General features: G+C 59.6%; 12 protein-coding genes, 4 tRNA genes and 1 pseudogene. 3 read left to right on the plus strand and 14 right to left on the minus strand.

Annotation, left to right across the window (positions count from 1 at the left end; genetic code table 11):
- Positions 1-139: 139 nt before the first annotated feature.
- From asd to leuC, 5 genes are all read right to left on the minus strand, one after another.
- Positions 140-1252, minus strand: a complete 1113-nt coding sequence (gene asd / locus AACY02_RS19845; protein ID WP_339433425.1) for an aspartate-semialdehyde dehydrogenase — start codon at positions 1250-1252, stop codon at positions 140-142.
- A 66-nt stretch (positions 1253-1318) separates the two neighbouring features.
- Positions 1319-2401 (minus strand): 3-isopropylmalate dehydrogenase, encoded by a 1083-nt coding sequence (leuB, locus tag AACY02_RS19850; RefSeq protein WP_064588354.1) that lies wholly within the window; start codon positions 2399-2401, stop codon positions 1319-1321.
- Positions 2402-2455: 54 nt separating this feature from the next.
- Positions 2456-3223, minus strand: coding sequence for a class I SAM-dependent methyltransferase (locus tag AACY02_RS19855; protein WP_339433426.1), 768 nt, complete (start codon positions 3221-3223; stop codon positions 2456-2458).
- Positions 3224-3378: 155 nt separating this feature from the next.
- A complete protein-coding gene (leuD, locus tag AACY02_RS19860; protein WP_339433427.1) occupies positions 3379-4023 on the minus strand; it encodes a 3-isopropylmalate dehydratase small subunit in 645 nt (214 codons plus the stop codon).
- 10 nt (positions 4024-4033) lie between these two features.
- Positions 4034-5452, minus strand: coding sequence for a 3-isopropylmalate dehydratase large subunit (gene leuC, locus AACY02_RS19865; RefSeq protein ID WP_339433428.1), 1419 nt, complete (start codon positions 5450-5452; stop codon positions 4034-4036).
- 141 nt (positions 5453-5593) lie between these two features.
- Between leuC and AACY02_RS19870 the strand changes: the two genes are divergently transcribed.
- From AACY02_RS19870 to AACY02_RS19880, 3 genes and pseudogenes are all read left to right on the plus strand, one after another.
- The gene (locus AACY02_RS19870) at positions 5594-6484 is read left to right on the plus strand and encodes a LysR family transcriptional regulator (RefSeq protein WP_339433429.1); all 891 of its coding nucleotides are present in this window, start codon (positions 5594-5596) and stop codon (positions 6482-6484) included.
- A 68-nt stretch (positions 6485-6552) separates the two neighbouring features.
- The gene (locus tag AACY02_RS19875) at positions 6553-9831 is read left to right on the plus strand and encodes a PAS domain S-box protein (RefSeq protein WP_339433430.1); all 3279 of its coding nucleotides are present in this window, start codon (positions 6553-6555) and stop codon (positions 9829-9831) included.
- A gap of 94 nt (positions 9832-9925) precedes the next feature.
- Positions 9926-10252, plus strand: a pseudogene (locus tag AACY02_RS19880) (Hsp70 family protein); the annotation flags it as partial.
- Between the two features lie 86 nt (positions 10253-10338).
- On the opposite strand, the gene AACY02_RS19885 reads toward AACY02_RS19880, so the two are convergent.
- From AACY02_RS19885 to AACY02_RS19925, 9 genes are all read right to left on the minus strand, one after another.
- Positions 10339-10785 carry an Hsp20 family protein gene (locus AACY02_RS19885; RefSeq protein WP_339433431.1) on the minus strand — a complete coding sequence of 149 codons (447 nt, stop codon included), beginning with the start codon at positions 10783-10785 and terminating at the stop codon, positions 10339-10341.
- Between the two features lie 121 nt (positions 10786-10906).
- On the minus strand, positions 10907-11866 hold the full coding sequence (locus AACY02_RS19890; protein WP_339433432.1) for a tRNA dihydrouridine synthase: 960 nt from the start codon (positions 11864-11866) through the stop codon (positions 10907-10909).
- A gap of 154 nt (positions 11867-12020) precedes the next feature.
- Positions 12021-12470, minus strand: a complete 450-nt coding sequence (locus AACY02_RS19895; protein ID WP_339433433.1) for an acyl-CoA thioesterase — start codon at positions 12468-12470, stop codon at positions 12021-12023.
- 47 nt (positions 12471-12517) lie between these two features.
- Positions 12518-13351, minus strand: coding sequence for an alpha/beta fold hydrolase (locus AACY02_RS19900; protein ID WP_339433434.1), 834 nt, complete (start codon positions 13349-13351; stop codon positions 12518-12520).
- A 30-nt stretch (positions 13352-13381) separates the two neighbouring features.
- On the minus strand, positions 13382-13921 hold the full coding sequence (locus AACY02_RS19905; RefSeq protein WP_339433435.1) for a TetR/AcrR family transcriptional regulator: 540 nt from the start codon (positions 13919-13921) through the stop codon (positions 13382-13384).
- A 181-nt stretch (positions 13922-14102) separates the two neighbouring features.
- Positions 14103-14178 (minus strand) — tRNA-Glu (locus tag AACY02_RS19910).
- An 80-nt stretch (positions 14179-14258) separates the two neighbouring features.
- Positions 14259-14334: transfer RNA gene (locus AACY02_RS19915), tRNA-Ala, on the minus strand.
- A 53-nt stretch (positions 14335-14387) separates the two neighbouring features.
- Positions 14388-14463: transfer RNA gene (locus tag AACY02_RS19920), tRNA-Glu, on the minus strand.
- 79 nt (positions 14464-14542) lie between these two features.
- Positions 14543-14618: transfer RNA gene (locus AACY02_RS19925), tRNA-Ala, on the minus strand.
- Positions 14619-14726 lie beyond the last annotated feature (108 nt).

Here is a 14726-nt window from a genome sequence, read left to right on the forward strand (position 1 = left end):
GAGCAAGCCCCCACACACTTGAAATGCATTCCCATGTGGGGCTTGCTCGCGAAAAGGCCGGCACAGTCACCCGAAAAAATTCAGGCATAAAAAACCCGCACCTCTCACAAGGGGCGGGCTCTTTCATGGCTTCAAGCGATCAACGCTCCAGCAGGATCCGCAGCATGCGACGCAGCGGTTCAGCCGCGCCCCACAGCAGTTGGTCGCCGACGGTGAAGGCGCCGAGGAACTGCGAACCCATGTTCAATTTGCGCAGACGACCGACCGGAACATTCAGGGTGCCAGTGACCTTGGTCGGGCTCAGCTCCTGCATGCTGATCTCGCGCTGGTTTGGTACCAGTTTGACCCAAGGGTTGTGCTGACTGATCAACCCTTCGATGTCGGCGATCGGCACATCTTTGTTCAGCTTGATGGTCAGTGCCTGGCTGTGGCAACGCATGGCGCCGATGCGCACGCAGATGCCATCGACCGGAATCGGGCTCTTGAAGCGACCCAGAATCTTGTTGGTCTCGGCCTGGGCCTTCCATTCTTCACGGCTCTGGCCGTTCGGCAGTTCCTTGTCGATCCACGGGATCAGGCTGCCGGCCAGCGGTACGCCGAAGTTCTCGGTCGGGTACGCGTCGCTGCGCATGGCTTCGGCCACACGACGGTCGATGTCGAGAATCGCGCTCGCCGGGTCGGCCAGTTGATCGGCGACAGCGGCGTGGGTCGCGCCCATCTGCTTGATCAGCTCACGCATGTTCTGCGCACCGGCACCAGAAGCGGCCTGATAGGTCATGGCGCTCATCCACTCGACCAGACCCGCCTCAAACAGACCGCCCAGCCCCATGAGCATCAGGCTGACGGTGCAGTTGCCGCCGACGTAGTTCTTGGTGCCTGCATCCAGTTGCTGGTCGATGACCTTGCGGTTGACCGGATCGAGAATGATGACCGCGTCATCGTTCATGCGCAGGCTGGAAGCCGCGTCGATCCAGTAGCCCTGCCAGCCGGCTTCGCGCAGCTTCGGGAACACTTCGCTGGTGTAGTCGCCGCCCTGGCAGGTCAGAATCACGTCGAGGGTCTTCAGCTCATCAATGCTGTAAGCATCCTTGAGCGGAGCAATGTCCTTGCCCACAGACGGGCCTTGGCCACCGACATTGGACGTGGTGAAAAACACCGGCTCGATTAGATCGAAATCCTGCTCTTCCAGCATCCGCTGCATGAGCACGGAACCGACCATCCCGCGCCAACCGATCAGACCTACACGTTTCATCGCAACTACACCTTTTTGAAAAGTGGGCCGCTGCTTTGTATTGAATTTCGCAGCGGGCCCGAGAGATTACAGATTCCGCAGCGCGGCGACTACTGCGTCACCCATTTCCTGCGTACCGACTTTGGTGCAACCGGCCGAATAGATGTCACCGGTGCGAAGACCTTGATCCAGCACCACGCTGACGGCTTTTTCGATGGCATCGGCCGCGTCGTGCAGATTGAAGCTGTAACGCAGCATCATCGATACCGACAGAATGGTCGCCAAGGGGTTGGCGATGCCTTTGCCTGCGATGTCCGGCGCCGAGCCGTGGCAAGGCTCGTACATGCCCTTGTTGTTGGAGTCCAGCGAAGCGGACGGCAACATGCCGATGGAGCCGGTGAGCATCGACGCTTCGTCGGACAGAATGTCGCCAAACAGGTTGTCGGTCACGATCACGTCGAACTGCTTCGGTGCGCGCACCAGTTGCATGGCGGCGTTGTCGACGTACATGTGGCTCAGCTCGACCTCTGGGTAATCCTTGGCCACCTGCTCGACCACTTCACGCCACAGTTGGCTGGACGCCAGCACGTTGGCCTTGTCCACCGAGCACAGCTTCTTGCCGCGCACCATGGCCATGTCGAAACCGACACGGGCGATGCGGCGGATTTCGCTTTCGCTGTACGGCAGGGTGTCGTAGGCCTGACGCTCGCCGTTTTCAAGCGTGCGGGTGCCACGAGGCGCGCCGAAGTAGATGCCGCCGGTCAGCTCACGGACGATCAGGATGTCCAGACCGGCAACGATTTCCGGCTTCAGGCTCGACGCGTCGGCCAACTGCGGGTAGAGAATCGCCGGACGCAGGTTGCCGAACAGGCCCAGTTGCGCACGGATTTTCAGCAGGCCGCGCTCAGGGCGGATGTCGCGCTCGATGGTGTCCCATTTCGGGCCGCCCACGGCGCCCAGCAGCACGGCGTCGGCAGCACGGGCACGGTCGAGGGTTTCGTCGGCCAGCGGCACGCCGTGTTTGTCGATGGCGGCGCCACCGATCACGTCATGGCTCAGCTCGAAACCCAGGCTGTACTTGTCGTTGGCAAGCGTAAGAACCTTGACCGCTTCGGCCATGATTTCCGGACCAATACCATCACCTGGGAGAATCAGAATCTGCTTGCTCATGCTTTCCTCGTGTCTTCAATCGGTGCGCCATTACCGGCACGCCCGGATAAATTCTTATCGCTCGGCCATCAGCACGATGACATCTGTACTGAACGAACCATCGGCCGCAATCTCGAAATAGTCGCGCACTTCGTTACCCATCGACTGCTGCAACTGACGGATCGCCGCGCGCATCACTTCGGGTGTACGCATGCGCTCCACCCAACTGCTGTACTCCAGCCGCAAACGCTGCCGCGTGGTGCTGCGGGTATGCAGCCCGGCTTCGCTGACATGCCGCAACCACTCGCCGGCGCAATAATCGCGCACATGACTGGTGTCGCGCAGCACTTCGACGCTTTGCAGGTAAGTGTCGAACAACGGGCTACCCGGCGACAACACATCAACGAACGCCGCCACGCCGCCGGGCTTGAGCACCCGACGCACTTCGCGCAGAGCCACACCCAGATCGCTCCAGTGATGCGCCGAATAACGGCTGAACACAAAGTCGAACTCGCCATCGGCAAACGGCAATCGCTCGGCGGCGCCGTTGACGGTGGCAATGTTACTCAGGCCGCGATCAACGGCAGCGGCTGCGACCACGTCGAGCATTTGCTGCGACAGATCGTAAGCGACCACGTCCTTGACCCGCGGTGCGACGTGAAAACTCACATGACCGGCGCCACACCCCAAGTCCAGTACTCGGGCTTCGCCCTGCCCGACCAGTTCAGCCTGTAGCAGCGCAAATTCGGTGCCTTGCGCGTGAACGGCGCTGCTCAGGTAGGCGGCGGCCTGCTCACCGAATTGCTTTTGTACGACCTGAGTGTGCTGGGCAGTGCTGGTCATGGGGACTTCCTTTTGGTTTTAGCCTTGTATTGCCTGGACTGCCGCCTTCGGGAGCAAGCCCCCTCCCACCCTGGATTTGTGGCCTATACAACAACCCTGTGGGAGGGGGCTTGCTCCCGAAGAGGCTGGCCCTGACTGCATCAATCTCGAATCAATCACGCGTCGCGAAACAACCACGGCTGGCTGACCCGATGCTTGGCCTCAAACGTCGCAATCGCATCGCCGTCCTGCAAGGTCAGACCGATATCGTCCAGACCGTTCAACAGGCAGTGCTTGCGGAACGCATCGATTTCAAAGTTGTAAACCTTTCCATCCGGACGGGTCACGGTTTGCGCGTGCAGATCGACCTGCAATTGATAACCCGGCTCGGCCTCGACCTGTTTGAACAGTTCGTCGACTTCAGCGTCACTCAAGATGATCGGCAGCAAACCGTTCTTGAAGCTGTTGTTGAAGAAGATGTCGGCGTAACTCGGCGCGATGATGCTGCGAAAACCGTATTCTTCCAGCGCCCACGGCGCGTGCTCACGGCTGGAGCCGCAACCGAAGTTCTCGCGGGCCAGCAACACGCTGGCGCCTTGATAACGCTCGGCGTTGAGGACGAATTCCTTGTTCAGAGGGCGCTTGGAGTTGTCCTGATACGGTTGACCCACATCCAGGTAACGCCACTCGTCGAACAGGTTAGGGCCGAAACCGGTGCGTTTGATCGATTTCAAGAACTGCTTCGGAATGATCTGGTCGGTGTCGACGTTGGCACGATCCAAAGGCGCGACAAGACCTGTGTGCTGGGTGAAGGCTTTCATGCTGCGCTCCTTAAATCAATTCACGAACGTCGATGAAACGACCGTTCACCGCCGCCGCTGCGGCCATGGCCGGGCTGACGAGGTGGGTACGGCCACCGGCGCCTTGACGGCCCTCGAAGTTACGGTTGGACGTCGAGGCGCAATGTTCGCCGGACTCCAATCGGTCCGGGTTCATTGCCAGGCACATCGAGCAACCCGGCTCACGCCATTCAAAACCGGCGTCGAGGAAAATCTTGTCCAGACCTTCGGATTCAGCTTGCGCCTTCACCAGACCCGAGCCCGGCACCACAATCGCTTGCTTGATGGTCGAAGCGACTTTACGGCCCTTGGCGATGACTGCCGCAGCGCGCAAATCCTCGATCCGCGAGTTGGTGCAGGAACCAATGAACACGCGATCCAGTTGAATGTCGGTGATCGCCTGATTGGCGGTCAAGCCCATGTATTTCAAGGCGCGGACGATCGAGTCGCGCTTGACCAGATCCATCTCTTTGGCCGGGTCAGGGACGTTCTGATCAACGGCCAGGACCATTTCCGGCGAAGTGCCCCAACTGACTTGCGGCTTGATCTGCGCAGCGTCGAGTTCAACCACAGTGTCGAACCTGGCATCGACGTCGGAAACCAGATCCTTCCAGGCCTCGACCGCCATGTCCCACTGCGCGCCTTTCGGTGCGAATGGACGACCTTTCACGTAATCGACCGTTTTTTGATCCGCGGCCACCAGACCCACGCGGGCGCCGGCTTCGATGGACATGTTGCAGATGGTCATGCGGCCTTCGACGGACAAGTCGCGGATCGCGCTGCCGGCAAATTCGATGGCATGGCCGTTACCGCCGGCGGTGCCGATCTTGCCGATCACGGCAAGGACGATGTCCTTGGCGGTCACGCCGAACGGCAATTGGCCTTCAACGCGCACCAGCATGTTTTTCATTTTCTTGGCGACCAGGCACTGGGTGGCGAGCACGTGCTCGACCTCGGAAGTGCCGATGCCGTGAGCCAATGCGCCAAATGCACCATGGGTCGAGGTGTGCGAGTCACCACACACAACCGTCATGCCCGGCAAGGTCGCGCCCTGCTCCGGGCTGATCACATGGACGATGCCCTGGCGGACGTCATTCATCTTGAACTCGACGATGCCGTACTCATCACAGTTGTCATCGAGGGTCTGAACCTGCAAACGCGAGACCTGGTCGGCGATGGCTTCGATGCCGCCCTTGCGCTCCGGAGTCGTCGGTACGTTGTGGTCCGGGGTGGCGATATTGGCATCGATACGCCATGGCTTGCGCCCGGCCAGACGCAGGCCTTCAAAGGCTTGCGGCGAGGTCACTTCGTGAATGATGTGACGATCGATGTAAATCAGCGCCGAGCCATCGTCGCGCTGCTTGACCAAATGCGAATCCCAGAGCTTGTCGTAGAGCGTTTTGCCGGCCATCAGACGGTTCCTCATCAGCTTGTTTCTATGCCTTGGGCTTATCAATAACCCTTTGGCTTGTGAGGCCGATCCTATGGGGTTACATTAAATAACTCAAATTCATATTTTTTATGCTTTGGATAACCAACTGGAATACAACCAATGGATCTGGCCAACCTCAACGCTTTTATCGCGATTGCCGAGACTGGCAGCTTCTCCGGCGCCGGTGAACGCCTGCACCTGACACAACCGGCCATCAGCAAACGCATTGCCGGGCTGGAACAGCAATTGAAGGTGCGCCTGTTCGATCGACTGGGCCGTGAAGTCGGCCTGACCGAGGCCGGTCGCGCCCTGCTGCCACGGGCTTATCAGATCCTCAACGTGCTGGACGACACCCGCCGCGCCCTGACCAACCTGACCGGCGAAGTCAGCGGCCGCCTGACCCTGGCCACCAGTCACCACATTGGCCTGCACCGCCTGCCCCCCTTATTAAGAGAGTTCACCCGCCGCTACCCACAGGTCGCGCTGGATATTCAGTTCCTCGATTCGGAAGTGGCCTACGAGGAAATTCTCCATGGACGTGCAGAACTGGCGGTCATCACCCTGGCGCCGGAGCCCCATTCGTTGGTCAAAGCCACACCTGTCTGGGACGATCCGCTGGATTTTGTCGTCGCTCCGGAACACTCGCTGATCAGTAATGGCCCCGTCAGCCTTGAGGACATCGCCCGTCATCCGGCCGTATTCCCCGGCGGAAATACCTTCACACACCATATTGTGCAGCGCTTATTCGAGGCCCAAGGGCTGGCGCCGAACATCGCCATGAGCACCAACTATCTGGAAACCATCAAGATGATGGTTTCCATCGGCCTTGCCTGGAGCGTTTTGCCGCGCACCATGCTCGATGAGCAGGTGGCAAGCATCGCATTGCCGGGCATACAGCTCAGCCGCCAGCTAGGCTATATCGTGCACACCGAACGGACGCTATCGAATGCGGCAAGAGCATTTATGGCCTTATTGGACGCACAAATCGATCTGCCAGGGACTCTGGGCTAACTTGTGCTACTCCTATAGAGCCGCTGTCCCTGTGCCTAACGCCACCATCCGCTCAAGGCCTGTTAACGATGCCGAAGTCTGTTGACCGAATTCCGCCGATGCCGCGCATTCAAGCCATTGACCCGCGTTACTCCGAGCAGAGCTGGGAGAGCGCGCCGCAATTACTGGCCGCGCTCAATGGCGCAAGGCTCGGCGCCTGGTACTGGGACATCGAACGCGGGCAGATCAGCTGGTCGCGGGGGACGCAGGCGTTGTTCGGTTTCGATCCGCGCAAGCCACTGCCGGAAGACCTCGAATACCTTGACCTGTTGCCACCGGAAGACCGGGCAAAAACCGTTCGCGCCTTCCACGCAGTGATCGCCGGAGCGCCGCTGGAACAGGCGATGCATCACCGCATCCGCTGGCCCGATGGCAGCCTGCATTGGCTGGAGGTCAGCGGAAGTCTGCTCCCGGACAAAAACGGCCGCCCCCGAATGATCGGGGTGATTCGCGAAATCACCCACCAACGGCAACGCGAACAGGCCCTGAGCAGCTCGGAAAAACGTTTCGCCACGCTGTTTCACCTGTGTCCGAACATGGTTTTACTGACCCGCCAGGAAGACGGCCTGATCAGCGAAGCCAACCAGTATTTCGAAAGCCTGTTCGGCTGGCCGGTGCAGAGCGCGATTGGCCGCACCACGCTGGAACTGGGCCTGTGGGTGCATCCGGAGGAACGGGCCGAACTGGTGAAGAAAACCAAGGCCAAGGGCGAACTGATCAGCATGGAAGTGCAGTTTCGCGCCAGCAATGGTCAGGTTCATGACGGCATTCTCAGCGCGCAGAAAGTCGAACTCGAAGGCCAGCCGTATCTGCTGAGCACCTTCCTCGACACCACCGAACGCAAAGCCGCCGAACACGCGCTGAAGGACAGCCAGGAACGCCTCGACCTGGCGCTGGACTCGGCACAACTCGGCACCTGGGACTGGCACATCCCCAGCGGCATGCTCTACGGCTCGGCACGAGCCGCGCAATTGCACGGCCTGGAGCCGAAACCGTTTCATGAATCGTTCGACGAGTTTTTCGAAGGCGTGCCCGGCGAAGAACGCGACAGCATGCGCGATGCCTACCGCAGCCTGCGCGAAGGCCCGGCGGGCAATTATCAGCTGACTTATCGCGTACAGCTCCCGGACGGGAGTTCACGCTACCTGGAAAGCCGCGCCCGCCTCTATCGCGACGAAAACGGCGCCCCGCTGCGCATGGCCGGCACGTTGCTGGACATCACCGACCAGGTCGAGCGCGAGCAACGACTGGTCGCGTCGGAAGAGAAATTCGCCACGCTGTTTCAGGTCAGCCCCGATCCGATCTGCGTTACGCGCCAGGACAGCGGCGAGTTCATCGAGATCAATTCAAGTTTCAGCCAAACATTCGGCTGGAGCGCCGTTGATATCATTGGCCACACCGCCGAAGAAATCGGCCTGTGGGATGCCTCGGCGAAAAGCCTGCAACGTATCGAACGGGTGATCCGCGAACAAGGCCTGAGCAATGTGGCGATCATCGTCCAGCACAAGGATGGCCAATCGCTGACCTGCGTGATTTCCAGTCGCCAGATCAGCGTTGGCAATCAACCGTGCATCGTCACCACGCTGCGCGACATCACCCAGCAGCAACGTTCGGAAGCGGCGCTCAAAGCCAGCGAAGAGAAGTTTGCCAAGGCATTTCACTCCAGCCCCGACGCGATCACCATTACCGAGCGCGATACCGGGCGCTATCTGGAGGTCAACGACGGTTTCTGTCGCCTCACCGGTTATCGCGCCGATGAAGTCGTGGGCAAAACCGCCTATCAGGTGGGCATCTGGGCCGAAGAAAAACAGCGCTCGGCGTTGCTTGCCGAATTACAGATAAAGGGCCGCGTGCATCACCAGGAAATGCTCGGGCGCAACAAGCGCGGGGAATTGCTGACGGTAGAAGTCTCGGTCGAACCGATCACCCTGAATGAAACAGCGTGCCTGCTGCTCACCGCTCGGGACGTCAGCCTGCTGAAAAACGCTGAAGCACAAATCCGCCACCTGGCTTACCACGATCCGCTGACCAACCTGCCCAATCGTGCCCTGCTGATGGATCGCCTGAGCCAGCAGATCGCCCTGCTCAAACGCCATAATTTGCGTGGCGCATTGCTGTTTCTCGATCTGGATCACTTCAAGCACATCAACGATTCGCTCGGCCACCCGGTCGGCGACACGGTACTGAAAATCATCACCGCCCGCCTTGAAGCGAGCGTACGCATGGAAGACACGGTCGCCCGTCTGGGCGGCGATGAGTTCGTGGTATTGCTCAGCGGTTTGGAAGGCTCGCGCAATGAAGTCAGCACGCAAGTGCGCGAACTGGCCGACACGCTCCGTGAACTGCTATCGGAGCCCATGTTTCTCGACGGTCAGCGCTTGCAGGTCACGCCAAGCATTGGCGTGGCGCTGATTCCGGACCACGGCTCGACCCCGACCGACCTGCTCAAGCGCGCCGACATTGCCCTGTACCGGGCCAAGGATTCCGGGCGCAACACCACGCAGATGTATCACCACACCATGCAGAAAGCCGCCAGCGAACGACTGCGCATGGAGACCGACTTGCGCCTGGCCTTGTCTCGCGGCGAATTCAACGTGCATTTTCAGCCGCAGATCGACGCTCGGGACAACCGCATCATCGGCGCCGAAGCACTGGTACGCTGGAATCACCCGGCTCTCGGCGCACAGTCGCCCGCCGAGTTCATCAAAGTGCTGGAGGATAGCGGCCTGATTCTGGAAGTCGGGACGTGGATCCTCGACGAAGCCTGCGAGGCATTCAAAACGTTGATCGCCCTGAAACTGGTTGATCCGCTTAACTTCAGTCTGTGCGTCAACATCAGCCCCCGGCAGTTCCGGCAGAACGACTTCGTCGAGCGCATTGAACACAGCATGACCAGCCACAGCCTGCCCTGCTCGCTGCTGAAACTGGAAATCACCGAAGGCATCGTCATCCAGAACCTGGAAGACACCATCAACAAAATGCGCCGCTTGAAAAAACTCGGCGTGAGCTTCGCCATGGACGATTTCGGCACCGGTTACTCGTCGCTGACTTACCTCAAGCGTTTACCGGTGGATACGCTGAAAATTGACCAGTCGTTCATCCGCGATGCGACCACCGACCCAAACGACGCCGAGATCATCCGCGCCATCGTCGCCATGGCCCGCAGCCTGCAATTGGAAGTGATTGCCGAAGGCGTGGAAACCCCGGAACAATTGGCCTTTCTGCAAGGCCTGGGCTGTCACTTGTATCAGGGTTATTTACACAGTCGACCATTGCCGCTGGAAGAACTGAAAAAGCTGCTGTCCTGATGTTCGCAGACGCGCAGCTTGCAACAGAATGGCAATTGCCAGTGCTGACAGCAACCTGTAGGGTCGCGGTTTTTGCGCCGTTTCGAGATCTGTCATGCAGGATGCAACCCTCCCCCGCCCGGCCCTGCTGGGCATCGACCTTGGCACCACCAACAGCTTGATCGCCGTCTGGCAGGACGGTCAGGCCCGGTTGATTCCCAACGCCTTGGGTGATGTGCTGACGCCCTCGGTGGTCAGCCTCGATGAAGACGACACGATTCTGGTGGGCAAAGCCGCCCGCGCGCGCCTGACCACGCACCCTGATCGCACCGCCGCAGCATTCAAACGTTTCATGGGCAGCGATAAACAAGTCCAGCTCGGTGTTCGTCAGTTCAGCCCGGAAGAGTTGTCGGCGCTGGTACTCGGCTCACTCAAGCAGGACGCATGCGCACAAAAAAGGCCCCGACGTATCGGGGCCTTCGTTCAACGACTCAGCGCCTGTTCAGACAATGTGTGTGCGCAAGTGAATCAGTGCTGCAGAGCCGGCTTTTGCGTCCCGTTGATCGGGATGCGCTTGGCCTTCGCCTCTTCCGGAATCACCCGCAGCAGGTCGATGCTCAGCAGACCGTTACTCAGATCGGCAGCCTTGATCTCGATGTGATCGGCCAGGCGGAAGGACAGTTTGAAAGCACGCTGGGCAATGCCCTGATGCAGAAAGGTCACGCCTTCGTTGGCGTCACGTTTGCCGCCGCTGACGGTCAGCACACCCTTCTCGACCTGCAGTTCCAGGTCTTCTTCCTGGAAACCGGCTGCCGCTACGACGATGCGGTATTGGTCATCACCGTGTTTTTCCACGTTGTAAGGTGGATAGGTGCTGCCTGGCTCGTTGCGCAGGGCGGTTTCGAACAGGTCGTTGAAACGGTCGAAGCCTACCGAGGAACGGAACAGCGGTGCGAGGGAAAATGCAGTGCTCATGGTTCAAATCTCCTGAAAACAATCAGCAAGGTTTTATGTCTGCGCGACCCGAATTCGGCATCGCGTACCCCTTAGATAGGGACCACTGATTTGATTTCAAGAGATTATTTTCAGATTTTTTTCAGGCCACTTCAGCGACCGGCAGACCCAGCAAGCGCGAGACATGATCCGGTTCCGTCTCACGGCGCAGGACGGTGAACAGCTCAGTGGCTTCGGGATAATTGCGTGTCAGCATGGCCAGCCATTGCTTCAGACGGCCTGGGGATTGGCGCGCAGTCATCTGCGCTTTGGCTTGCAGCCAGAAATCCTGAATCAATGGCATCAGCTCGGCCCAGGTCATCTCGACCACTTCCTCACCAGCACGTGCAGCGGCGATCTGCCTGGCCAGATCCGGGCGCGAAACCAGGCCGCGACCGAGCATGATGTCTTCCACGCCGCTGATTTCACGGCAACGGCGCCAGTCTTCGACGCTCCAGATATCGCCGTTGGCGAATACCGGCACCTTGACCACGTCCTGCACGCGAGGAATCCACTCCCAATGCGCCGGCGGTTTGTAGCCATCCATTTTGGTTCGGGCGTGAACCACGATGTGTTCGGCGCCGCCTTCAGCCAACGCCGTGGCGCAGACCAGCGAGCCGTCCGGGCTGTCGAAGCCCAGACGCATTTTTGCGGTGACAGGGATGTGCGCAGGCACGGCGCGACGCACGTGCTCGACGATCTGGTTGAGCAGCTCAGGCTCCTTGAGCAGCACCGCCCCACCACGGGATTTGTTGACAGTCTTGGCCGGACAACCGAAGTTGAGGTCGATCACTTCGGAGCCGAGTTCGCAGGCCAGTGCAGCGTTCTCCGCCAGGCACACCGGGTCGGAACCCAACAACTGGACGCGCAAAGGCACTCCGGACGCCGTGCGCGCACCGTTGAGCAGCTCCGGGCCGAACTTGTGGAAATAGGCCGGGGTGAGCAACTGATCGTTGACCCGAATGAATTCGGTCACGCACCAGTCGATACCGCCAACGCGGGTCAGCACGTCACGAAGGATGTCGTCGACCAACCCCTCCATGGGCGCCAGAGCAATTTGCATGGAAAAAACACTACTCAGAGGAAAAACGTGCGGCAGTTTACTGGATTACGAGAAAAACCGCAGATCCCTTGTGGGAGCGGGCTTGCTCGCGAAGGCAGTGTGTCAGTCGATAAACGTGCTGGCTGACACGACGCCTTCGCGAGCAAGCCCACATTTAGATTTTCGCTAACTCTGACGACTGGATCGCCGGGCCATACCCCTCGATGAACTCCGCCGGCATGCGCTTGGGTTTGCCGGTGGACAGTTCGATGCAGACGAACGTGGTTTGGGCGCGCAACAGAGTGGTGTTGTCGCTCGGGCGGATCAGCTGGAAATGCCGGGTCATTTTCAGGCGCTGATCCCAATCGACAATCCAGGTCGCCAATTGCAGTTCGTCGCCCTCATAGGCGGCTGCCAGATAATCGATCTCGTGACGCACCACCGCCATCGCCCGGTCGAGCCGCCGATACTCGACCAGATCCAGCCCCAGACGCTGCGAGTGGCGCCAGGCGCAGCGTTCGAGCCAAGTCACGTAGACCGCGTTGTTTGCGTGGCCCAGCCCGTCGATGTCCTCGGCGCCTACTTGCAGATCAATGGTAAACGGCGTTGCTCGATCCCAGCCCATGCCCCACTCCCGGTCAGATGATTCAACCGGGGCAGTGTAACGGATGCTCAGGCCGATTGCCGTGCCTGAAGGCTGCGGCCGGCCAACAGTGATAACACGCCATCAATCACCCGAGGGTCGGCCAGCACGCGCTGATGACCACCGCTTTCGAGGCGCAGAAGACGACTGTCAAACCAGGCTTCGTGGATCCATTGAGACTCTTTGACCGAGACAAAATTGTCATCTTCGGCATGCACGATCAGACCGGGCATATCCAACTGATAATGGGCGACATCCAGCGTGGCGGCGCGCATGCCGACATCCTGCTCGACCTGGCGGATAAATGCCGAACGCGCTCTGGGCGGCATGCCGACATAACGGGCGAACCCGCGCAGCACACCCAGGATTCGGGCGGGAGCAGCGATGCTGACAAGGGTTTCGGTGCGCAAGCCCAACTGCACGGCAAGCATCGCACTGGCGCCCCCCATGGAATGGCCAATAACGGCTTGCAGTGGCGGCAGCTCGGCAGCCGCTTCGAGCATGGCGCGAGCGAACAGCACGACATTGGCTTCACGCCCTGGCGATCTGCCGTGAGCCGGGCCATCGAGTGCGACGACCGTGTAACCGGCTTCGACCAGCGCAGTGATCAGCGCGGCGAATTGGGTTGGCCGCCCTTCCCAGCCATGCATCAGCAAAACGGTCGGGCCTTGGCCCCAGCGCAGGGCTGACAGACCGAAGCGCAACGTGATGCGTTCGGAATTGGCCAGCAGCGGCAACTCCCAATCCCGCAGGGGCAGCGACCGCGGCGTCATGAACGCCAGGCGCATTTTGCTCGCCACGCGTTTCGGTGCAATCCAGCCCAAGGTGCCATTAACGCCACGAACCCACTTCAACGTGTTCATCGCTCTCTCCTCAGGCGTGTTGCCTTCAGGTCAACGCACCGCCGACTTGGCGGCGCGCAGCAATCGATCGGATAAATCTCCCGGGCCGAGCGCTCTTGCGAGTGCCAGCCCACCCACCATCAAGGCCACGTCGGCCAGGGCTTTGTCAGTGTCCTCAGGGCTGGACGCCAACTGCGCAATCATCAATTCCAGGTGTTCGTTGAGCGCGATGCGGAACGACTCCGGCAAACGCCCCAGCTCACCGATCGAGGCCGGGATCGGACAGGCTGCATCGCTGGAGTCGCGGTGCTTGCGCGACAGGTAAAACGTAGCGACCAGTGCGCGACGTTCTTCACCGGTCAGCTCGGTGTCCATGTCGGCAATCAAGTCGCGGCGGCGACCGAGCAATTGCTTGAACGCCTCCAGCATCATCGCGTCCTTGCTTTCGAAGTGCGCATAGAAGCCGCCGACGGTCAGCCCGGCTGCGCCCATCACTTCGCCTACGCTTGGGTCCGCCGGGCCGCGCTGGATCAGCGCGGCACTGGCAGCCTTGAGGATGCGTTCGCGGGTCTGAGCTTTTTTATCGTTCATCGTTGCCTCCGAATATTACGACTAGAATATTATTCTCATAATAATATTCTGCAAGTCGAGGATATGACCGCTGGTCTGAAGCACAGTGTAAGGAAAAAGGAGAATTGGCCAAACGCCAGACAAACAAAAGGGCCATTCAATAATTGAATGACCCTTATAAATCCCGCAGAGCGGGTAATCGTGGCGTCCCCTAGGGGACTCGAACCCCTGTTACCGCCGTGAAAGGGCGGTGTCCTAGGCCACTAGACGAAGGGGACACAAACCCTTCTATACAACTGATCAGTGCTGAGAGCTGATCGACTCAAGGTCGGTGTGGCCAGACCATGAGCTGTAAAATTGGTGGAGCTAAGCGGGATCGAACCGCTGACCTCCTGCATGCCATGCAGGCGCTCTCCCAGCTGAGCTATAGCCCCGGATTTTTCGCCTCGCGGCGGAGCGATCTTTTGCAACATCGCTTCTGTAAAACTGGCGTCCCCTAGGGGACTCGAACCCCTGTTACCGCCGTGAAAGGGCGGTGTCCTAGGCCACTAGACGAAGGGGACGCAAACCCTTCTATACAACTGATCAACGCTGAGTGTTGATCGCTTCGGAGCCGGTGTGGCCAGGCTTCGAAGTGTAAATTGGTGGAGCTAGACGGGATCGAACCGTCGACCTCTTGCATGCCATGCAAGCGCTCTCCCAGCTGAGCTATAGCCCCTCATCGTTGATGTCATCGCTGAGGACGGGGCGAATCTTAATGGCGCATCGGAGGGCTGTCAAACTTATTTTTAAAATATTTCAAAGTTTTTTGCCGACATAACAACCA

This window comes from Pseudomonas sp. EA_65y_Pfl2_P78, assembly GCF_963970495.1.
Taxonomy (GTDB): Bacteria; Pseudomonadota; Gammaproteobacteria; order Pseudomonadales; family Pseudomonadaceae; genus Aquipseudomonas; species Aquipseudomonas baetica_A.